At 45.1% G+C, this 20,142-nt stretch carries 20 protein-coding genes; 9 read left to right on the plus strand and 11 right to left on the minus strand.

Annotated elements, in window-relative coordinates; translation table 11 throughout:
* Nucleotides 1-9: 9 nt before the first annotated feature.
* From ABHV44_RS08785 to ABHV44_RS08800, 4 genes are all read right to left on the minus strand, one after another.
* The gene (locus ABHV44_RS08785; RefSeq protein WP_459074305.1) at nucleotides 10-1,296 is read right to left on the minus strand and encodes a GDSL-type esterase/lipase family protein; all 1,287 of its coding nucleotides are present in this window, start codon (nucleotides 1,294-1,296) and stop codon (nucleotides 10-12) included.
* Nucleotides 1,293-2,837 (minus strand): SGNH/GDSL hydrolase family protein, encoded by a 1,545-nt coding sequence (locus tag ABHV44_RS08790; protein WP_459074306.1) that lies wholly within the window; start codon nucleotides 2,835-2,837, stop codon nucleotides 1,293-1,295. Before ABHV44_RS08790 ends, ABHV44_RS08785 begins: the two co-directional genes overlap by 4 nt.
* 7 nt (nucleotides 2,838-2,844) lie before the next feature.
* Nucleotides 2,845-4,293, minus strand: coding sequence for a LysM peptidoglycan-binding domain-containing protein (locus ABHV44_RS08795; RefSeq protein WP_459074307.1), 1,449 nt, complete (start codon nucleotides 4,291-4,293; stop codon nucleotides 2,845-2,847).
* Nucleotides 4,294-4,382: 89 nt separating this feature from the next.
* Entirely contained in the window at nucleotides 4,383-5,225 is an 843-nt protein-coding gene (locus ABHV44_RS08800; protein ID WP_459074308.1) for a dienelactone hydrolase family protein, read from the minus strand.
* Nucleotides 5,226-5,395: 170 nt separating this feature from the next.
* Here ABHV44_RS08800 and ABHV44_RS08805 point away from each other — a divergent pair, with 170 nt between their 5' ends.
* Nucleotides 5,396-5,947, plus strand: a complete 552-nt coding sequence (locus ABHV44_RS08805) for an RNA polymerase sigma factor (RefSeq protein ID WP_459074309.1) — start codon at nucleotides 5,396-5,398, stop codon at nucleotides 5,945-5,947.
* Nucleotides 5,948-5,970: 23 nt separating this feature from the next.
* Complete coding sequence (locus ABHV44_RS08810; protein WP_459074310.1) at nucleotides 5,971-6,801, plus strand: anti-sigma factor; 831 nt, start codon at nucleotides 5,971-5,973, stop codon at nucleotides 6,799-6,801.
* Between the two features lie 14 nt (nucleotides 6,802-6,815).
* Here the strand turns inward: ABHV44_RS08810 and ABHV44_RS08815 are convergent, their stop codons facing one another.
* The 3 genes from ABHV44_RS08815 to ABHV44_RS08825 all read right to left on the minus strand — a co-directional run bounded on the left by ABHV44_RS08815 (nucleotide 6,816) and on the right by ABHV44_RS08825 (nucleotide 9,373).
* On the minus strand, nucleotides 6,816-7,289 hold the full coding sequence (locus tag ABHV44_RS08815; RefSeq protein ID WP_459074311.1) for a ribonuclease H-like YkuK family protein: 474 nt from the start codon (nucleotides 7,287-7,289) through the stop codon (nucleotides 6,816-6,818).
* Nucleotides 7,290-7,426: 137 nt separating this feature from the next.
* Entirely contained in the window at nucleotides 7,427-8,833 is a 1,407-nt protein-coding gene (locus ABHV44_RS08820; protein ID WP_459074312.1) for a PP2C family protein-serine/threonine phosphatase, read from the minus strand.
* Between the two features lie 99 nt (nucleotides 8,834-8,932).
* Nucleotides 8,933-9,373, minus strand: a complete 441-nt coding sequence (locus tag ABHV44_RS08825; protein ID WP_459074313.1) for a YqaA family protein — start codon at nucleotides 9,371-9,373, stop codon at nucleotides 8,933-8,935.
* Between the two features lie 48 nt (nucleotides 9,374-9,421).
* On the opposite strand from ABHV44_RS08825, the gene ABHV44_RS08830 reads away from it, so the two are divergent.
* From ABHV44_RS08830 to ABHV44_RS08855, 6 genes are all read left to right on the plus strand, one after another.
* A complete protein-coding gene (locus ABHV44_RS08830; protein WP_459074314.1) occupies nucleotides 9,422-9,676 on the plus strand; it encodes a CBU_0592 family membrane protein in 255 nt (84 codons plus the stop codon).
* A gap of 64 nt (nucleotides 9,677-9,740) precedes the next feature.
* Complete coding sequence (locus tag ABHV44_RS08835; RefSeq protein ID WP_459074315.1) at nucleotides 9,741-10,409, plus strand: Crp/Fnr family transcriptional regulator; 669 nt, start codon at nucleotides 9,741-9,743, stop codon at nucleotides 10,407-10,409.
* Between the two features lie 97 nt (nucleotides 10,410-10,506).
* Entirely contained in the window at nucleotides 10,507-11,298 is a 792-nt protein-coding gene (locus ABHV44_RS08840; RefSeq protein WP_459074316.1) for a sulfite exporter TauE/SafE family protein, read from the plus strand.
* A 225-nt stretch (nucleotides 11,299-11,523) separates the two neighbouring features.
* Entirely contained in the window at nucleotides 11,524-12,930 is a 1,407-nt protein-coding gene (locus ABHV44_RS08845; RefSeq protein WP_459074317.1) for an MBL fold metallo-hydrolase, read from the plus strand.
* Nucleotides 12,931-13,162: 232 nt separating this feature from the next.
* A complete protein-coding gene (locus tag ABHV44_RS08850) occupies nucleotides 13,163-14,248 on the plus strand; it encodes a 3-oxoacyl-ACP synthase III family protein (RefSeq protein ID WP_459074318.1) in 1,086 nt (361 codons plus the stop codon).
* Between the two features lie 328 nt (nucleotides 14,249-14,576).
* On the plus strand, nucleotides 14,577-15,044 hold the full coding sequence (locus ABHV44_RS08855) for a DinB family protein (protein ID WP_459074319.1): 468 nt from the start codon (nucleotides 14,577-14,579) through the stop codon (nucleotides 15,042-15,044).
* A 113-nt stretch (nucleotides 15,045-15,157) separates the two neighbouring features.
* Here the strand turns inward: ABHV44_RS08855 and ABHV44_RS08860 are convergent, their stop codons facing one another.
* From ABHV44_RS08860 to folK, 4 genes are read right to left on the minus strand one after another with little or no spacing between them, the layout of a single operon-like run.
* Nucleotides 15,158-16,123, minus strand: a complete 966-nt coding sequence (locus ABHV44_RS08860; protein WP_459074320.1) for a phosphotransferase — start codon at nucleotides 16,121-16,123, stop codon at nucleotides 15,158-15,160.
* The gene (locus ABHV44_RS08865) at nucleotides 16,110-16,613 is read right to left on the minus strand and encodes an AAA family ATPase (protein ID WP_459074321.1); all 504 of its coding nucleotides are present in this window, start codon (nucleotides 16,611-16,613) and stop codon (nucleotides 16,110-16,112) included. Before ABHV44_RS08865 ends, ABHV44_RS08860 begins: the two co-directional genes overlap by 14 nt.
* A gap of 47 nt (nucleotides 16,614-16,660) precedes the next feature.
* Nucleotides 16,661-17,293, minus strand: coding sequence for a deoxynucleoside kinase (locus tag ABHV44_RS08870; protein ID WP_459074322.1), 633 nt, complete (start codon nucleotides 17,291-17,293; stop codon nucleotides 16,661-16,663).
* Entirely contained in the window at nucleotides 17,283-17,774 is a 492-nt protein-coding gene (folK, locus tag ABHV44_RS08875; RefSeq protein WP_459074323.1) for a 2-amino-4-hydroxy-6-hydroxymethyldihydropteridine diphosphokinase, read from the minus strand. Before folK ends, ABHV44_RS08870 begins: the two co-directional genes overlap by 11 nt.
* 451 nt (nucleotides 17,775-18,225) lie before the next feature.
* Between folK and sppA the strand changes: the two genes are divergently transcribed.
* Nucleotides 18,226-20,055, plus strand: coding sequence for a signal peptide peptidase SppA (sppA, locus tag ABHV44_RS08880; RefSeq protein WP_459074324.1), 1,830 nt, complete (start codon nucleotides 18,226-18,228; stop codon nucleotides 20,053-20,055).
* Nucleotides 20,056-20,142 lie beyond the last annotated feature (87 nt).

Raw genomic sequence — 20,142 nt, forward strand, 5'->3', positions numbered from 1 at the left:
CTTAGAGAATCATTGGTTTTTTAGGTTGAGGTAGTTTCCAAAATCTTCGCGAATAGCGTGAAAAAGCATGTCGGCCTGAAGTCGGTAACCTTCACGAGTGAGGTGTATTTTGTCTCCTTTTGCCAGGCCGGCTTTGTCCCAGGTGTAGATGGAGTTGAGTCCACCCATGATTTCAAAAAGATCCCAAACAGCAGCGCCTTCTTCTTCGGCTAGTTTGTACATCGATTCTTTCACAGCCAGGGCATTTCTGTTGGGGTAGCGCCTTTTGTAGTAACTGTCGTTGTTGGTTAAAAACAGGAAATTTACTCGAGGATTCGTCTCCCGAATCTGGTTCATCAGCGTTGTGTAGTTCTCTTCAAATTCTTCCTGGCTGAATGCTGAACTTGGCATATAGGCATCGTTGATTCCAATTCCGAAAATCACCAGGTCGGGTGGGGAAGTGTGCAGCTGCTCAACAAACTTTTGACACCTCAGGTACGATGGAACGCTGGCTCCATTCACTCCAATGGAAGAATAGGTGAGACCAGGTTCTCCGGTTTCGTATTTCACTCCTTGAAAATCGAAGTGATTCTGAAATGGGAAGTTCTTCTCAAGAAAAAATTCAAGCGTGTCGTAGGTTCCTGCAAAAACAAATTCGGTGAAGCCAGCAGCAGTGTCGAGTTTACTTCTAATCACTTCGTATTTCTCTGGCAGGCAAAGATTGTATGAAGTGGAATCTGTCGTATGAAAAACTTTAAGTCTGTTGAAAGAGTAGGGGACAGAGTCTGAGTCAAACGTCCAGAGCTTCACTGTGGCAGTGGAGTCATAGGTTGTTGCGGTCACTCCTGTCATTCCCCAGCGCGACTCGTGCTTTGGAACTGAATTTCGATAGCCGTCCCAGTTGCCTGTGTAGTCGAGGTCGATGTTCCATGGACTGTTGGTGTGAGCAAGTCGAAAAGGGAAAAACACACCACGCTCACCGCGAAGTGAAGGAGCCAGGCTGAAAAAGTTTTCTCTCATCGTGTTGCTCAGTACGCCAGCCTGCACGTGAGATCCACCCATGTGTAGGACATTCACTTTTCCATAACCGTCAAAAACCAGCGAATCCAGCTTTCCGTAAAAAGAGTAGAGCGCATTTTTGCGTCCGGGGAAATCAATTTTGTTGAGATCGTAGTTGATGAACGAGTGACTCATGTCGATTTCAGGAGCGGGAAAAACACGCGTCTGTTGCTCGCGGTGATGAGTTTCATTCTTGTCGAGGTTTTCCACTCCGAGCCAGCCAATCAAAAGCGATATGAAAAGTGCAATTCTCGTCATTGAATGATATTGGGTTTTTCAGTTTTTGTAGAGTCTACTGGTACGTTGGGTTTGGACTTTTTGGTTGTGTCCTTCGCAGTTGTTTTTTCAGAAGTTTTCCACTCTTCAAAATCTTTCCACAGGGCTTTTCTAAAAAGCTCGGCCACTCTGCGTGCACCCTTTCCAGTGAAGTGAACGTAGTCGCTCCCTGCCAGCGGAGGCTCGGCCTCTACCCAGCTTTGCATAGAGTTTTTTCCACCCATCACTTCGTAGAGATCCCAAAAGCCGATGCCGGTTTCGAAGGCTGCCTCTTTTAGCTCATCGCGAACAAGCTCCAGAAATGGGTACGTTTTAAACTCCGTCCCCACTTTGGTGGCCATGTCTGACGGGCCAATCAGAATCATTGCAACATCGGGATTGAGCCTTTGCAAAAAGCGAATCTGCGAAGCAAACCACCTGCCGTAATTTGCGGCTTTTGTCGAGTCTTCGATGTACGGAACGGTGTTTCCTCCGTACTGCAGCAGAATCATTTTCACGTTCAGCTCTTCGTACTGAGAGTCGAGTTGTCCTGAGCTAATCCTTCTAAAAATTGTTCCCGATGAACCGCGCATGGCGATATTGTCCATGTGAACCCCGGTTTTCGATTGCAGCGAAAAGCCGTAAAACTCAGGGCTTCGTTTTCCTTTAAATACAAAACGCAACTTTTCGGGAGTCGACTCAAAGTTCCAGACTTTTAACGCATTTCCGATGGTGAGTTGAAGCGTGTCGGTCTGGATTAGGCTATCATTTAGAAAAACTGAAACTGTAGTCGTGTCTACGACATTGCCATAAAACAGCTTGACTTGCCCGTAGCGCTTTGCCCGATTGTAAGTGTAGGGCGAAGGTTCAAATTCCACCCAGGCGGTGGTGGCTGAATCTTTTAGAAGCGAATCGGGAGCAATAGGAGTAAACTGTGCGAAAGTGCCTCGCAGTCCGTAGCGGTCGTGAGTCACCATCGTGTCGCGCTTTCCAATTAGGCTGTAGATGTGCCAGTTTTCGCTGTTTCTTTGAACGATAGCTGAAGTCTCGATCGTTTGGACAACCGGAAGCAGTCCGGGACCTTCTCCACCAAACTCCTTTTGAAACTCGTTTCTCAAATAGCTTGTGATACGATCGGCCTCAATTTGAGAATCTCCGTAGTGCATCACGCGAATGGAACTTGTGTCTGGTGCTTTGCCAGTAAGGCTTGAGAAAAACGGCTCGAGCGAAGAGCGATCTCCACCTTTCCACTGAATTCGCAAAAGTTTCTTTCTGCGCTCTGCCTGGATGCGAGCCAGACTGTCTTTGATAGCCGTAGAGTCGACTTCGGTTTCTTCAAAAACATCGTCATACGCCTCAAGGTAGGCTTCGATGTCTTCGATTCGATGTTCCTCGGTAGTGTCTGGTTTGAAGTCTTCGAATTTTGGGAAAACGAGTGTGAAGTTTTCCGTCACCTGAATTCCGTCCTTCGGGAAAAAGTGCATGGTGATGGCACTGAGTGCTGCCACAGCCAAAAGAAACAGAAGTGTGTGGACGGGCTTCATGCGTTTTCTATTCGTTTAAAAAGATCTTCAGGTCCATTCCGGGCTTGATGTCTTCAGTGATGTCGTTCCATTCCATGATGTTTTCTGCAGAAACCCCAGGATAGTTTCGCGCGATCAGCCAAAGACTCTCACCTGATTTCACTGTGTAGGTGATGTAGTCGCCATCAGGCAGATCCTTCGGCTCGGTTCTGGGAGCTTTATTTTCTCTTTCCACAACAGACTTTTCTTTAGTCACCACCTGATCTTTTGGGATGTAGAGAATCAATTCCTGACCGATGTAAATCATGTTGCCACGAAGGTCGTTCCAGGTTCTGATATCGCTTACTTTCACTCCATAGCGCTGGGCAATTTTTCCAATCACGTCTCCCGAACGAACGCGATAAACCAACTCGCGGCTCGTACTCGGGTCGGGAATTCCCTTTTTCATCCTTTCTTCGGCTTCTTTTTCGGCCTCTAGTTTTTCTCGGATTCTTTTCTTTTGAAGAGCCACCACTGAGTCTTCCAGTGTTTCGAAGGCGAGGTTTTGCTCCGCGGGAAGCAAAAAGCTTACTCCGCTGTAGGCTGTGTCTGTTCGGTTTCCTTTAAACACCGGATTGAACTGCGATATCTTTTCACTCTCGAATTCGATGACTTCTGCGATAGCATCGAAACTCAAATCGTGACTGTAAGGAGTGGGCGTGGGCGATTCGATGAGGCTCTTCATCCTTTGTCGGTGATCATCAGTTTGGAGGTTCTCGAAGAGATCTCTGGCCGTGCGAAAAAAGGAAATGAGTGCCCGATCGTCTTCAGAAAAAGTGAAGTTCTTGTCATCCTGTGGAAGGATATTCTTCGTGACGTAGAGCGGGCTGTGGCAAAAAGCCAAAATAACCTTGTCCGGATCTCCGTAGAATCGCTGTTCGAGATAGGCGAGGTATTTCACCGCAGCTTCCGTTGACTTTTCAAAGTCGAATCGCTCGTCAAAGTCTTTGTTGACCACCAAACCGTATTTGCGGGCTGTGATGAAATCGAGCTTCCAGGCACCGGCTTCGCTGTAATTAGTTTCAAATTGGTTGTTGAATCCAGTTAAGATCAACGGTAAAAAGCGATACTCGGTGCTGAGTCCAGCTGCGGAGAGCTTTTCTGAAATCTGAGGAAAGTAGTAATCGGCAAGCGCATCGAGAAGGATGAAACGGTCACAGTCGTTGCGCATCAAAATGTTGAGCGACTTCTTGGAGTAATCTTCGGTATCTTCGATTGCAAACTCGAGCTCCGATTTTTTGGTGGCTGTTCGTTGAAAAGAGGGCGGACAATTGTCGTTCTCAAAAAACTCAGGAAATTCTCTTTTGAAGTCTGTAGTCAACCGTGTCTTCATGGCATCTTCCATGATCGCTTCGCGGCCCTCAAGCCACTGCGACTGGCCGCAGAGTTGCGCCACGCAAAAAACAAAACAAACGATTAGGATCACCCGATTTTTCATGTTGGCCCAAAAATAAAAGAAGCACCCCGCAGGATGCTTCTCTCAGTTCAAAAGATATGAACGTGTCTTTGTAAAAGGAATTGCAATGCCTATTCAAATTGCGATTGCAAAAATGAAATGCTGAGGTCGTAGGCTTCCTCTGTTGCTTCCTTGTCGTAAACAGGATTGCTCGGGTTGGCAAATGCGTGATCGGCATCAAAAAAGTGAACGGTGAGCGATTTCCCGGCTTCCTCCATTTTTTCTTCGAAGTTGCCAACAACCTCCGGAGTGATCCAGCCGTCTTTTTTTGCGAAAATTCCCAGAACCTCTGTTTCAATTTCTTCGATTCTGCTCATGTCTTTTTCGGGCATTCCGTAGTACACCACGCAGCCGGCAGCTTGCTCCTCGAGAATGATGGTAGCCTGTAATGACCAGCCTCCTCCAAAGCACCAGCCGAGCGTGGCAACTTCGGCATCTGCGCCAACGTGATCAATTGCTCCTTCAATGATCGTTCTGATTCTTTTCTCGTCCGCGTTTTGCATCAGTTCACCGGCCTTTTCGCGGTCGGTGGTAGTTTTGCCATCATACAAGTCGAGGCACATCACGTTCACGTTGTCCAGGTCCTTGTAATATTTTTCAGCTTTTTCCCTGATGTGGTCGTTGAGTCCCCACCACTCCTGAAATACAAAAAGATATTTGTCAGATGGTTCCTCAGACTCGATGAAGTAAGCCATTCCGTCTTTTCCATCTGCACATTCGAAAGTGATGTCTTCGCCCATTCGATCCTGGAGAACGAAGTCTTCTGGTTCGAGGTGACTGGTCTTGAACGAATCGTCATCTGATAAAGCTGCGAATTGACTCGTAGCGCTCATATCGCAGCAGGATTGAGCCCCGGCTGAAAGCGATATCGCGAAGCAGCAAGTAACTGTGAATAGGTAAAGTAAATTCTTCATGATTTTTGGGTATTGATTATTCACTTTACAATCCAAACAGTGCCAGTGTTTATCGGCCATGAAGTAAAAGTTATTAGCAGCCGATTTATTGCTCTTTCAGTTAGTCATTAAACATTCTTTCGAGATGATAGCTTGTAAGCCAGTTACAATTTTTATTTACATTCGACCCATTGACGAAAGCCACAGAAATAGAAGAATCGGAACTTGTCTCAAGACTTCAAAATGGAGATAAGGCTGCAATTGAGTATTTGTACGACAACTATTCTGCGGCATTATTTGGGATCATTCACCGAATTTTAACAGACCGGGACCTGGCTGAGGACACTCTTCAGGAAGTGTTCGTGAGGATTTGGAACAATGCTGAAAAGTACAAGACCAATAAGGGACGACTTTTTACCTGGATGGCAAACATTGCGCGCAACGCTGCAATTGATGTCACACGCTCAAAATCTTTTAAGAAGTCATCGAAAGTCCAAAGCCTCGACAATAACGTATATCAAACTGAAGACAAGTCGAGGCAAACGCGTCCAGAATTAATCGGACTCAAGGAAAAGGTGAAAAACCTGGATGCGAAGCACGTAGAAATTATCGAAATCATATACTACAGAGGATTTACTCAGTCGGAGGCAGCCGAGGAATTGGAGATGCCTTTGGGAACGGTGAAGTCGCGGGTGAAAATTGCCTTGCGAGAATTGAAAAAACTAATGACAATTTTATTTTGAATTAACTTTTTGACCAAACTCTCGTGGATACAAAGGAATACATATCGTCTGGTATTTTAGAGGAATACGTGATGGGCACTGCTTCTGAGCAAGAGCGACAGGAAGTGGAATGTCTCAGCTCGATCTATCCGGAGATTAGCGAAGAGTTGAATGCTCTGGAAAGTTCGCTTGAGCAATTTGCCCAACTCAAGGCGATCGAACCTTCGGAGGGAATGCGGGAAAAAGTATTGGTCAAAGTCGATGCTCAGCCTCGCAAGTTGGTAAAGATGGCAGAAAGAGGAGAGCACCGAAAAACTGAGGAGATAACCAGAAGCACTAACAACAATTGGAAAGTGGCGGCTGCGGCTGCTGCAGTTCTGCTTGTAGCTGTTTCCGTCTGGCTTTTCGCTAAGCAGGGTCAAATTTCCGATGTGATTGCAGAAAATCAGAGTTTGCAAGACCAGGTGGATGAGTTGCGTGGGGAGCAAATTCAAAATCAGGAGCAGCTGGCTGCAGTGGAGCAGCAGCTCAAAGTTATTTCCAATCCTACTACTCAATCTATCGAGCTCACGGGTACGGACCTTGAGCCAGGTGCGCGTTCACTTGTTTACTGGAATAAAAACTCTCAGGAAACATTTGTGAGAGTAGAGAGTTTACCAAAACCTCCTTCAGACAAGCAGTATCAACTTTGGGCGTTGAAAGACGGCAAACCGATTGATGCCGGAGTCTTTGAGGTGGACGGATCCACTGCCACTTTACAAAACGTGAAAGCTGTTGCAGCTGCAGATGCATTTGCGGTAACGCTGGAAAAACGCGGTGGTAGTGAGTCGCCAAATCTGGAGGCGATGTATCTGATGGGAAAAATAAAATCCTGAGAACTTTCTGAGATTTAATGACACAAAACGTTGGCGGCCCAGGCGGCCATCAGCAAATTGGGTTTTGCTTTCGACTGAAAACCAAATGAGTTGATGTATCCTGTAGATGCACTGAGAAGTTTGTGAGATGGGTAGGAAGGATCGGTGTTAAAATCCAGGTCAATTTGCTTAATGTCAATTCCGGTTCGCGTGGCAATCTGATCAGCAAACTCCACAGAGCGCTCCGTTTCACCCCATAGTTTGGTCCACAAATCAGTGATTTTATCGATCTTCTCTTTTCTGTAAATAACGTGAGCTCCCTGGCCGGGAAACCGGAAAACAGCCGTGGTAACGTAAACCGTGTGGTACTTGTAGTTCTGACTGTCGCAGCCAATGTGCAGTTCGCATTCCGGATGCTGATCCATCATTTCCTGAACATAGGCATACACGTCCACCCGTTCTCCGGAATGCATAATTCTAAATGGAATGGAAGGCTTGGAAGTGCTCACTGTTCACTGATTAAAAACTTTGATGCGTAATTTAAAACGGAAGAGGCCCGGAATGGATTTTCCCGGAGTTAAGTTTTAAACAAGTTATTCAATTTTAGTGAGATCCGAAAGTGGATCCGATGGAGAAGAAATGATTGTTAGGCCTCAAATCCGAAGACGAGAATATCGTCTGTCTGCTCTTTGTCAATGGACCAATCCCTCAATGTGTTTTCAAACATCTTGCATGTCTGTTCCATAGAACTACCGGATGATGAACTGATCATTTCCTTAAATCTGCTCCTTGAGAATTTCTTATTCTTTGGGCCTCCAAACTGATCGCTAAATCCATCAGTTGCAAGGAAAATACGATCGCCTGGCTCAAGTTCTATCGAGTGTGTAGTGAATCTTTGATCTTTGCCACTGAGCGCACCACCTACATGACTGCTGTTCATTCGGAATCGCAATACCGTATTTTCCAGCTTCGAATAATGGTAGACACTTCCGCCAGCTGTGGCAAAATGCATTTTGTTAGTCTGTGGGTCCAAAGCAATAACAGACATTTCCATGCCGTCCTTGTTGCCGGTATCTTTCTGATTGAGTCTTTCAAAAACAATGCGATTCACCTGGTCGAGTAGGCTGCCAGGGTCAGTTATCTTTTGCTCGTGAACCAGACTGTTGATGATGCAAGCTCCCATCATCGCCAACAAACCACCTGAAATGCCATGACCTGTGCAATCGACACAAGTGGCAATTCTCAATCCACTTGCTTCTGTAACCCAAAGAAAGTCTCCACTGACGTGGTCCTTTGGTTTGTGCATCAAAAAAGAATTTGGAAAATGTGTGGTAACCTTTTCTCTGGATGGATTGATTGCATTTTGGATGGTTTGGGCGTATTCGAGGCCCTGAATGAGTTCGGTGTTTTTCAGTGAAAGTCCGTTGTTGGCGGCTTGAAGTTTTCCATTGGTTTTGGCCAGCTTCTTCTTCACGTTTTCGGAGGTGCTGACGAAATAAAGCCCGATAAAAAATATGGCAGTACCACTCAATGTCCCATTGATAGCAAAAAACCACTTTGACGAAATATCAATTGGATTTCGAAAATTGGCTGCAGCCCAATCATCAAGAGCTATTGATCCACAAATGAGTACCAGGGTGAGAGCCAGCCACCAATACATCATGTTTCCTCTTGCAAAGGTGAGCACTCCGCACAAAGCTGTAATCGACCAGATCATTACCATTCCGCTACTGGCTAGTCCGCCCATAGTTATTTGAAAGATAAATGGGAAGAGGATGCTGATGAAAATTTGAAAATTGCAACCGAAGTTTTGCCGATTTCCGGATCGACAAATGGCAGCGTTTATAATTGTGAGCCCGATGTACAAAAGAGGAATTGAAGATAATTGACCTTTATCTGCAGCAATTACAACAACCGTCCAAACAAGTGCACCGAAACACATCAGTAGCGAAAGCTGAAGGAGCAGTCCTCTCTGGTAGTTTTCTTCAGAGGGATTCAGGATCAGGTTTTTGAAATACCTAATCGGAGATAAAAAAATTATGGCTTCACTCATTAGTTTTCCAATAGATTGGAATAAATCTAATTACGGATGAAGTCAGTGAAAGTTCCAGTTGGCAAGGCTTGTAGGTGTAACTCGCTCGTTTTCAGTGTCTCAAATTGAGCTAGTGACGATCCAGATGATAACTGCAAACCGACCGGCTTTTCCAACTAGCATGAGCAGTGATGTTATCCAAAATGGCGACCTTACAAAACCCAGAGCTATGGCGAGCACATCTCCCAAAAATGGCAGCCAGGTGAGTAGAGCTGCCCACTTTCCCCAACGTTGCAACCGATCCATCTGCTTTTCCACTTTAGAGCGTTTCACTCCAAACCATTTTTCGATCCATTCCCATTTGCCGAGGTAACCCATCCAGTAGGTGAGGAGCCCGCCAAGAAAATTTCCTGAGGTTGCTGCCAGAAATAGCAAAAGCGGATCCCAGTCACCTGTGAGCATTATTCCAAGCAAAACATCAGAACTGAATGGTATCACTGTGGCAGCCAGAAATGCCGCAAGAAAAAGTCCCCAGTAACCGAGTTCAATCCAATCTGCCATGGAGCAAAAATAGAAGCTTTACTTTCGCCCGAAGAAAAACAGAATACTATGACCTACGAAAATTGGGTAAACACAGCAGGAGTTTTTTTCATTCTCCTCGCTTTTTTCCTGTCTACTTTCGGAATCATCTCAGCGAAGAGCAAGATCTACTTTATTATCAATGTCATTGGCGGAGGCGTAGCTCTCTATGGCTGCATTCTCATAGAGGCGATTCCTTTTGCAGTTCTGGAAGCAGTGTGGACCCTCGTTGCCCTCATCGGGTTGATTAAATCACTGTTGAAGCCTGGTTCAACTCAAGCTTGAATTGCCAACTAATTCGAACAAATGACTCGAAAATACATTTTCGAGTTTCTGAATTAAATTACTTTTGAAGTCAATTTTTTATCAGCGTCAGATCATGGAAGAAGCTCTAGTAAAAAAGCAATTTGAGTTTTTATTTGAAGAAGATCTCATCAACGAGATTTTAGAGTTGGGTCAGCAAAGAGAGTATGAAGCCGGAGACGAGCTCATGGATATCGACCAGGAGATCACTCATTTTCCTTTGGTGCTCAATGGGTCGCTCAAAGTAATGACCGAAAATGACGAAGGAAACGAGCTTTTGCTCTATTACCTGGAAATGGGCGACACTTGCGCGATGACGCTGCAGTGCTGTCTCAAAAATTCTCGCAGTAAAATCCGCGTGACTGCGGAAGGCAAGACTTCAGTGATCATGATTCCTGTTAACAAGATGGAAGAATGGATTGTGAAATACGCTAGCTGGAGACGCTTTGTTTTCGATAGTTACAACAATCGCCTCAATGAAATGCTGGATGCCATCGACAGTCTTGCTTTTCAAAATTTGGAAGAAAGACTTTACAAGTACCTCAAAGACAAAGTGATGGTAAATGGTTCTTCCGAATTGAAAATCACTCACCAGCAAATTGCCATAGACCTGAACTCATCCAGAGTTGTCATCAGCAGGTTGATGAAAAAGCTAGAACAGCAAAACCAGATCAAACAAGATCGCAACAGAATAGAATTTACCGAGTTTAGTTAACTCTCCATCAGCTCACTCCTGATTCTTTTTATTAGCTTCGGCACATTCCGTAACTCTTGTCACACTTTGAGCTGAAGTGAATACGGACCTTTGCCAAATGGAAATACTCGGATTTGCACTCGCTATTGTAATGGGATTCACACTCGGACTACTGGGTGGTGGTGGATCAATTCTCACAGTTCCCATTTTAGTTTATGTCCTCATGGTCGACCCCGTTTTGGCTACGGCATACTCGCTTTTCGTAGTGGGTTCCACTGCAGTTGTGGGAGGATGGAGAAAGCACGTGGAAGGACTTGTTGAATGGAAAACTGGAATTGTATTCGCCATTCCTTCCCTGATAGCCGTTTTTCTAACGCGATATTATTTGGTGCCATCTCTCCCTGCAAGCCTCTTCACGGTTGGCGGTTTTGAAGTGACAAAAGACCTCGGAATCATGATTTTCTTTGCCATCGTTATGCTGTTGGCTTCTTATTCCATGATTCGAGAAAAGAAGGAAGTGAAGGAAGTAAAACCAAAGCCCTTTAACTTTCCGCTTATTCTCACCGAAGGCCTGGTGGTAGGAGTAATCACAGGACTGGTTGGAGCGGGAGGTGGCTTTTTGATCGTTCCGGCTCTTGTCATCCTGGTGGGAATGCCTATTAAAAAAGCTGTGGGGACCTCTCTGGTCATTATTGCAATCAAAAGTTTGATAGGCTTTTTGGGAGATATCGGTTCTGGCCAGGACATCGACTGGATGTTCTTATTGATCTTCACCTTATTTTCCATCGTTGGAATGTTCCTCGGGATTTACGTTACCCGATTTGTCAATGCCGACAAACTCAAAAAAGGTTTTGGATGGTTCGTTCTGGTGATGGGCATCTACATTATTCTGCTTGAAACAGTTTTGTGAAGTTCTTCAAAATAAAATTATCACCGTCCTCTTTGTCTCGACTCCGCTCGACAACCGGCAATCGCGCGTTGGCCGATTCTCGAGCGTAGTCGAGAGATTTGGGAAAGGAATTATCCAAACCATAAAAAAATTGAGCTACGTCATTTTCTTAGGTAACATGAGTAGCTTTTTAAACCAAATGAACCTGCGATATTTGCAAAAGAATTCAACGAAAAAAGTATACAAATGAAAATAGAACAGATTTATACCGGATGCCTCGCCCAGGGAGCTTACTATATAGAAAGTAAGGGTGAGGTTGCCATCATCGATCCACTGAGAGAAGTGGAACCTTACATCAAAAAGGCCAAAGAGGATAACGCGAAAATCAAGTACATTTTCGAAACGCACTTCCATGCCGACTTCGTGAGTGGTCACGTTACACTGGCTGAAAAAACCGGAGGAACAATCGTTTACGGTCCTAAAGCTGAGCCAACTTTCGATGCTCACATCGCCAAAGACAACGAAGAGTTTGAATTGGGTGACATAACTATCGTTGCTCTGCACACTCCTGGTCATACCATGGAAAGCACCACTTATCTTTTGAGAGATGAGAACGGAAAAGATGTGGCCATTTTCACTGGAGATACGCTCTTCCTCGGAGACGTGGGCCGTCCCGATCTCGCTCAAAAGGCAAACGAAATCACCCAGGAAGATCTCGCTGGATGGCTCTTCGATAGTCTTCGCGAAAAAATTATGCCTCTGGCTGATGACGTAACAGTTTACCCAGCTCATGGAGCAGGATCTGCATGTGGAAAAAACATGATGAAAGAAACGGTAGATACCCTCGGTAATCAGAAAAAGATGAACTACGCACTTCGCGCTGACATGACTCGTGAAGAATTTATCGAAGAAGTGACCGATGGATTGCTGCCGCCTCCGAAGTATTTCCCGCTCAATGTGAAAATGAATAAGGAAGGCTACGACAGCATCGACAGCGTTTTGGAGAAAGGAATGAAAGAGCTTTCGCCTAATGCCTTTGAAGTGGCTGCCAACGAAACAGGTGCCATTGTTTTGGACGTTCGCAACGAGCACGATTTTGTAAAAGGGTTTGTTCCAAACTCAATTTTCATCGGGCTCAATGGCAGTTTTGCCCCATGGGTAGGTGCCATGATCAGTGATGTGAAACAACCGCTTTTGCTTGTTACTCCTGAAGGTAAAGAGGAAGAAGCTGTGACAAGACTCGCCAGGGTTGGATTCGACAATGTGTTGGGCATTTTAAAAGGCGGAATCGAAGCCTGGAAAGGTGCTGGCAAAGAAGTGGACACCATGGAGTCTATTTCGGCAGAAGAATTGAAAACCCGTTTCGACAAAGGAGCGACAGTGATAGATGTCAGGAAGCCTGGCGAATACCAGTCTGAGCACCTTGAAAATGTTGAAAATATTCCGCTCGACTTCATCAACGAGAACATGGAGAAATTTCCAAAAGACAAAAAATTTCACCTGCATTGCGCAGGAGGATATCGCTCGGTAATTGCCGGATCGATTTTAAAATCTCGCGGATATCATGATCTTGTGAACGTAGAAGGTGGCTTTAAGGCCTTAAAAGAGACAGATTTAAAGATGTCTGACTACGTTTGTCCAAGCGAATTGTAATTTTGTAAAAATGCTTATGTCACGGCACGACCGTGGTAAAAGTGAAATAGGATAGATTAACAGAAACCCCTGTGACTGAATGCCGCAGGGGTTTTTGCTTACCCTGTGAAAGGTTGGAAAATGAGGATCGATAAAAAATCGCAGGAATAGGGTACAACTTTTAGCCTGCGAATTGGTTAACTTTGCCCTTGTAGGAGTCCTATTTTTACTACGAAGAAAGCGAGATCTAAGAATGGAAAATACAATCTACAGCGTAATTTCAGCTACTGGCTGCTACATTCCCAGGCGAAGAGTGACCAACGAGGATTTCCTCGACAATGAATTCTACGATTCAGAAGGAAACAAAATCGAGAAGTCCAATCAGGAGATTATTAAGAAATTTGGTGAGATCACCACGATCACCGAAAGACGCTACGTCACAGACGATCTCGTAACATCTGATATCGCTTTTTTCGCTGCTGAAGATGCGTTGAAATCCGCCAACATCAAAAAAGAGGAGCTCGATTACATTATTGTAGCACACAACTTTGGTGATGTGAAAGCAGACAACAAACGATCTGATATCGTTCCCAGCCTTGCTGCAAGGGTGAAATACAAACTCGGAATTGAAAATCCGGGAACCGTTGCTTTCGACTTGCCATTTGGTTGTCCCGGCTGGCTGCAGGGAATGATCCAGGCAGACTACTACATCCGCTCGGGCGATGCCAAAAGAGTGATGGTGATTGGCTCTGAAGTGCTTTCGAGAGTAATTGATCCGCACGATCGCGACAGCATGATCTATGCCGATGGAGCCGGAGCTACCATTCTCGAAGCTCGTGAAAGCGACTCACCAATTGGTATCCTCAAACACAGCTCTCGTTCGGATACATTTCGTTTTGCGAAAATGCTCTACATGGACCAGAGCTACCACAAGGCTGGAGACACCGGAAGCGACATCTTTCTGAAAATGAACGGGCGAAAGCTCTATCAGTACGCCCTGGAAACGGTTCCTCAAGCCATAAAAGACTGTCTCGATAAAGCCGGAGTGCCCATCACCGATGTCAACAAAGTGCTTATCCACCAGGCCAATGGAAAAATGGACGATGCCATTTTGAAAAGACTCTACGCACTTTACGGATTGGATGAAAGTCCGGAAGACATCATGCCGATGACCATCTCGTGGCTCGGTAATTCTTCTGTGGCCACGTTGCCAACACTTCTCGACTTGATTCTAAAGGGAGAAATGGAAGACTACAAAATTGAAAGTGGCGATACGCTAGTTTTCGCTTCAGTCGGTGCCGGCATGAACATCAACGCGATGATTTATAAAGTGCCATAGCGTTATGGCGCCACTGTAATTTTCAAAGGATCTTTTTCACAGCTTTTAGTGATGACCTTATAACAAAGCCAGGCCGATAGTCTGGCTTTTTCATTCCCACTAACGGGCTTTCGTTTTTGCTATATTTGAGCAGAACAACCAACCAAATACTACTATGATACCTAATTGTTTTGCCACAAAATCCAGTACCCAATTGGTTATGATTCAAGTCTTAATAAACTAAATGATAGTAACTTACACAACAAATAGACATTGTTAGATAAAGATAATACTTCCTTTATTGACACGTTGCCTGTAATGCAAACCGACATTCTCGAAAACAAAGAAAATGACTCAATCTGAACTCATCATTTTAAACTTTACAGAAATAAGGAGGAGAAGCATAAAACTTTGGAAAGGACTTCCAGAAAGCTATTACAATTGGAAACCTGATGAAAAGGCAATGACTGCCATAGAAATGATTAGACACGTTTTGGAAGCCGACTATGGATGGAACATAATAATCAATAATGGGAGCATGACAAATTATCAAACGCCCTGGAAAAATCGACCATTTATTGGCGTTGCTGACGAACTTGAATTTGCTGAAGCCTATCGGAATACATTCATTGAAAGCGTTCGCCAATTTTCGGATAGAGAGTTAAAAGAAACGAAAATCATTCACCCCGGAAATGGAGACCAAAAAAACCTTGGAAAATATTTATTACGGATTGGGTATCATGAATCTGTTCATGCGGGACAATTCCTTTCATATTTAAGAGCAATGAAAATTGATCGTCCAGAGATTTGGGACTGAAATTAAAAACACTACAGCCAACAGTACTGCCTCCTATGTAAATCCCTTAGCTAAACCAAAAACCTTCCTTTTCAGAAAGTTGTCTTTTTCGTGGTCTAGACCAAAAGAGCTTTTCACAAAAGCTCTCTAATCAAATCCAAAAACATTTTTGCTGATTGCCAGTCTTCGTTGAGAGCACTGACCTTGGCTCGTACGTTGGCGCGGTAAATTTTATAGAACCGATGAATCGATTTTTCCTCATCCCCAAACTTCAGAGGGCTGTTCTCGAAGTATACTTTTAGAAAGTGATCACTGAGATTGTTCCTGGAATTGGCCTCCAGGTCCATGCAGAAAAATGCCAGCTCATCGAGCACATCGACCTGACGGAGGCGGTCGTCAAACTCAATGCAGTCAAATATTGCCGGAGGATCGGTTAGGAAAATATTGCCGGAGTGGAAGTCTCCGTGGAGGTCGCGTATCATCCCGGCTTCAGCTCTGGAGATGAAAACAGCCTGGTTTTCTTTTATAAAACCTCGGGCAAAGTCATTGGCTTCATCGATCAGCTTGCTGTACTTTTCACCAAGTTGCTCTCTTGCCTTAGATTGAATTGACTCCAGGTCGCAAAAATCTTCTTCGAGTTTGTCGGTGTCAAAGCCAGATTTTATGACTTCGGCCTGTTGGTGAAAGCGGTTCATGATTTCCGCCAGTTGCTCCATGTGATGTTCTGTCACTGAATCGTTTTCTAGCATCGTAGACATTTCCTTGTCACTGTCGAGCCGGTCCATCTTCACCGCCCAGTCAATCACTTTTCCAAAACCTTTTCCAATTGAAAACTTTCCGTCCATCTCCCGAACAGGTTCTACGCTATGGTAAATCTCACACAAACGCGAGTTGAGTTTCACTTCGCGCTCGCATAGATTTTTACGCTTTTCGATGGTAGAAAAATCCAGAAAAGAAAATTTTACCGGCTTCTTAATTTTAAAAGCCAGCTCCTCATTTAGAATCACCCACGCACCGTGAGTTTCTACAATCTCACCACTGAGGGAACTGCCTTCAAAAGTTCCTTTCGTTGCCAGTTGGTCAATTTCAGTCTGTTTCATCGGGCAGGTGTTTTAGGTGATCGTGAGCGGTCTTCAGCATTTCGGAAATATTGTCGTTCGTGGACTCCAAAACCAAATGCGCTTGCGTGAAAGGCTCTGACTCGTCTTTGATTTTGAGGTAGACTTCGAAGTCGGCATCGCTGTAGTCTCGATCTCTGGATGTGCGCTCTTTTACGATTTTTTCATCGGCTTTCACTTCGATGAACACAATCCTGGCCACAGCAGACAGGGCTGCAATCTGCGCTCTCCTCTCAGCTTTATGGAAAGTGGCATCAACCACAATGGTGTCGCCATTTCCTGCCAGGTCCTTCACCATTTCAAAAAGCGTTTTGTAGACCAACTTTTTTTCTTCCGGTGTATGTCGAGGCACTTCGATCAGAGACTTGCGGAGCTTGTCGCTGCTCAGGTAGGCCGCATTCAAATCGCCTGCAAGTCGCTTGGCGAAAAAGCTTTTCCCACTTCCGGGAAGTCCACAAACTGCTATGATCATCGCTTTGGAATTTGGCACTAAGGTAACAAGCAGAACCGAATTTGGACTCAGGCTTTCAATCTGTGTACTCCTTTTGAGTAGTCCTTTTCGAGAAGAGAAATCATCCGCTGGTAATCTTCGTGACTATTCACAAAATCGACATCGTTGGTGTCGATGATCAGCACCGGCATGTGTTGCTGTTGGCGGATGAACTCAAAGTAGCTTTTTTGAATTCCCGCCAGGTATTCTTCCTCGATGTTTTGTTCGTAAGGGCGGCCGCGTTTCTGGATATTTTCCTTGAGCTTGTCGTAGTCCAGGTAGAGGTAAACCAGCAGGTCGGGGTGCGGCAGGCTGCTGTGCATGATATGATAAGTTTTTACAAAAAGGTCGTACTCATCCGGGTCGAGGTTGGCTTTCGAGAAAATGATGGACTTGCTCAAAAAGTAGTCGGAAACCACACGCTCGTGGAAAAGGTCCTGGTTAGTGAGCTCTTTTTTGAGCTGCGAAAATCGCTCAGCCAAAAATGACAGCTCCACAGGAAAAGCGTACCGTTCGGGGTTTTCGTAGAACTTTGGCAAAAAAGGATTGTCGGCAAACTCTTCGAGTATCAACTTTCCGTTGAAATCCGAAGCAATTTGCGTGGCCAGAGAAGTTTTCCCCGCCCCGATGTTTCCTTCTATGGCAATGTATTTATGCTTCATCCAGTCGTTTGATTGTGCCTTCGTCACTACAAGATTTCAGCAGTTGAACAGCCGTTTTGTGCAGTTTTGGATGTTTCCACTCGGGTGCTACTTCGGCCAGTGGAACAAGCACAAACAACCTCTCGTGGAGTCTGGGATGCGGCACCGTAAGTGTTTCCGAATCAATCTCTTCATCATCAAAAGCCAACAGGTCGATATCTAGCTTTCTCGAAAGATACTCGTCTGGCGATCGCTCGCGCCCAAGCTTGCCTTCAATGCGGTGGCAATGGTCGATTAATTCCTCTGCTGATTGCTTTGTAGAAACCACCAAAACCTGATTGTAAAAGTCGGGCGCATTGTCCATACCCCAGGCTGCAGTTTGGTAAATGGCTGAAGCTCTGGTAATCGTTCCAATTTCGGTACTGATCCACTTTCTGCCAAGCTCCAGATTGCTGAGCCTGTCGCCAAGATTTCCGCCTATGCCTAAGATTGCTGTGTGCATGAGCCGGCAAAATAACTTCATTCCGGGGCCAAATCAAAGTGGATATTGGGTAATTGAGGTAAGTAGGTGATTGGGGAAATTAAGGTTGATAGCTGCCCGAGATACTTTCTCGATAATCCGCTTTGGTAACGATGTGGCTGGCAATTGAGATAAAGTTGAAAAGGATCGTGGCGAGGTTTGGTGGTTAGGCGTTGAGGTTTATAGGTCGAGGGATTTGAGGTAAAGTAGATACAAAGTTGATATAAAATTGTAGCAACACGTGGACAGAGCACGCGTGGAACCTGTGTTTTGGGATTTGTTTTTTGCTTTTTGGAATTTTCACCCAGAGGCAGTTGCTCAAACTCACCTGCACTACCACTGCCCACCAAAATCATCCATTAATGGAATTCTCAAAGTCTACTGAGTGAAACCCACTACATTTGTTTCATACAAAACTGCAAATACCTATCAAATGAAAGAGTTTTTTAGAAATTTACTAGCGTCAATTCTCGGTTCGGGAATCGCCTTTATCGTTGTCGGATTCATTCTGATATTCGCCTTTGTAGGCATTTTCACGGCCAGTATCACGAGCGCTTTTGAAGACATGGAGTTTGGTCAAACCAAAACCGTGCAGGTGAAAGACCAGTCAGTGCTCAACGTAGAGCTTAACGGCCCTGTGGTGGAACGCATGAGCAACGATGGTTTCAATTTCAATTTCAACACTTTCGAACCGTTGGAAGTAATGGGGTTGAATGAAATTCTGAATAGCTTTGAGAAAGCGAAAAATGACGACAAAATCGAAGGGGTTTTTCTCGATCTGACTACCGTTTCAGTTCGTGCTTCTTCACTGCTCGATATTCGCGATGCCATTCTCGATTTTAAAGATTCAGGTAAATGGGTTGTAGCCTATGCCGAAAACTATTCTCAAGCCACTTACTACCTGGCTTCTGCTGCCGATGAAGTTTATATCTATCCAGAAGGATCTTTGGACTGGCGAGGACTCAACGCTGAAATTGCGTTTTTCAAAAACATGCTCGACCGTCTAGACATCGAAGTGCAGGTGTTTCGTGGAGAAGGTAACAAGTTTAAAAGCGCTGTAGAGCCTTTTATCATGGAGAAAATGAGCGAGGCTAATAAGGAACAAACGCGCGCTTTCCTCTCTGACATGTGGGCGATCTACACAGAAGATATTTCTCGCGAGCGCGGAATTTCTGTGGAGCGACTAAACGAACTTGCGGATTCGCTTTCTATTCGCTCTGCTGCTGATGCCGCTGAATACGGTTTGGTAGACAAAACCATGTATCGCGATGAGGTGCTCGATCACTTGCGCGAGAAAATGGGGATTGAAGACGAAGACGAAGGCATTGCCAAAGTCGACCTTTACGACTACCGTGACAAGAAGAAAAAGCGCAAGAAAAAAGATGACGAAGGCGATAAAGGTCGCGTAGCTGTTGTTTACGCTGTCGGTGAAATCCGCAGTGGGCAAGGCGGTGACGGTGTGATGGGCTCGGAAAGAGTTGCCAAGGCACTTCGCGATGCTCGCAAAGACGAAGATGTAAAAGCCATTGTTCTTCGCGTGAATTCTCCCGGAGGAAGCGCTCTTGCATCAGATGTGATTTGGAGAGAAACTCAACTCATCAAAGAAGAAGGAAAACCTTTTGTGGTTAGCATGAGCGACTTGGCTGCTTCTGGTGGTTACTACATCGCTGCCGGTGCAGATCAGATCTTCGCCAACCCGAATACCATTACCGGTTCGATCGGAGTGTTTGGACTCATTCCTAACCTTGGACAGTTTATGGAAAACAAACTAGGAATCACTTTCGATAACGTAAAAACAAACGAACACGCTGACCTGGCTACAGGAACAAAAAGCCTCGACCCATTGGAATACGAAGCCATTCAGGAAAGTGTGAATGACGTGTACCAAACATTCTTGCAGCGCGTAGCTGACGGTAGAGGAATGACAAAAGAGCAAGTTGACGAAATCGCCCAGGGCCGTGTTTGGTCTGGAAAGCAAGCGCTGGAACTTGGCCTTGTTGACGAACTTGGAAACCTCGAAGCCGCTGTTGAGCACGCTGCAGAAATGGCACAGCTCGATGATTATGAAATCAAAGAGCTTCCGGAACTGGAAGATCCTTTTGAGAAGTTCTTCAAGAGCCTCAGCGGAGGAATGAAAGAGAGCATGACTCGCGATGCCATGGGAGACTACTACGAAGCGTACATGGAGTTGCAGCGTTTGAGAAATCTCTCAACCATGAACGGTGTGCAGGCCAGACTGCCCTTTATAATGGAAATGGAATAATCATCTCGGTTATCACTTAGAATAGAAACCCTGAAGGAGAAGTATTCCTTCAGGGTTTTTTTATGCATTTACTTTTTGCGATTGCTT

Source organism: Halocola ammonii (assembly GCF_049334165.1).
GTDB lineage: Bacteria > Bacteroidota > Bacteroidia > Flavobacteriales_D > Sanyastnellaceae > JBEGHD01.

Excerpts from the sequence above, each read along its gene's own strand:
- ABHV44_RS08785 (WP_459074305.1), bottom strand. The coding sequence starts at position 1,296 with ATGACGAGAATTGCACTTTTCATATCGCTTTTGATTGGCTGGCTCGGA.
- ABHV44_RS08790 (WP_459074306.1), bottom strand. The coding sequence starts at position 2,837 with ATGAAGCCCGTCCACACACTTCTGTTTCTTTTGGCTGTGGCAGCACTC.
- ABHV44_RS08795 (WP_459074307.1), bottom strand. The coding sequence starts at position 4,293 with ATGAAAAATCGGGTGATCCTAATCGTTTGTTTTGTTTTTTGCGTGGCG.
- ABHV44_RS08800 (WP_459074308.1), bottom strand. The coding sequence starts at position 5,225 with ATGAAGAATTTACTTTACCTATTCACAGTTACTTGCTGCTTCGCGATA.
- ABHV44_RS08820 (WP_459074312.1), bottom strand. The coding sequence starts at position 8,833 with ATGAGTGAAGCCATAATTTTTTTATCTCCGATTAGGTATTTCAAAAAC.
- ABHV44_RS08825 (WP_459074313.1), bottom strand. The coding sequence starts at position 9,373 with ATGGCAGATTGGATTGAACTCGGTTACTGGGGACTTTTTCTTGCGGCA.
- ABHV44_RS08830 (WP_459074314.1), top strand. The coding sequence starts at position 9,422 with ATGACCTACGAAAATTGGGTAAACACAGCAGGAGTTTTTTTCATTCTC.
- ABHV44_RS08840 (WP_459074316.1), top strand. The coding sequence starts at position 10,507 with ATGGAAATACTCGGATTTGCACTCGCTATTGTAATGGGATTCACACTC.
- ABHV44_RS08845 (WP_459074317.1), top strand. The coding sequence starts at position 11,524 with ATGAAAATAGAACAGATTTATACCGGATGCCTCGCCCAGGGAGCTTAC.
- ABHV44_RS08850 (WP_459074318.1), top strand. The coding sequence starts at position 13,163 with ATGGAAAATACAATCTACAGCGTAATTTCAGCTACTGGCTGCTACATT.
- ABHV44_RS08855 (WP_459074319.1), top strand. The coding sequence starts at position 14,577 with ATGACTCAATCTGAACTCATCATTTTAAACTTTACAGAAATAAGGAGG.
- ABHV44_RS08860 (WP_459074320.1), bottom strand. The coding sequence starts at position 16,123 with ATGAAACAGACTGAAATTGACCAACTGGCAACGAAAGGAACTTTTGAA.
- ABHV44_RS08865 (WP_459074321.1), bottom strand. The coding sequence starts at position 16,613 with ATGATCATAGCAGTTTGTGGACTTCCCGGAAGTGGGAAAAGCTTTTTC.
- ABHV44_RS08870 (WP_459074322.1), bottom strand. The coding sequence starts at position 17,293 with ATGAAGCATAAATACATTGCCATAGAAGGAAACATCGGGGCGGGGAAA.
- folK (WP_459074323.1), bottom strand. The coding sequence starts at position 17,774 with ATGCACACAGCAATCTTAGGCATAGGCGGAAATCTTGGCGACAGGCTC.
- sppA (WP_459074324.1), top strand. The coding sequence starts at position 18,226 with ATGAAAGAGTTTTTTAGAAATTTACTAGCGTCAATTCTCGGTTCGGGA.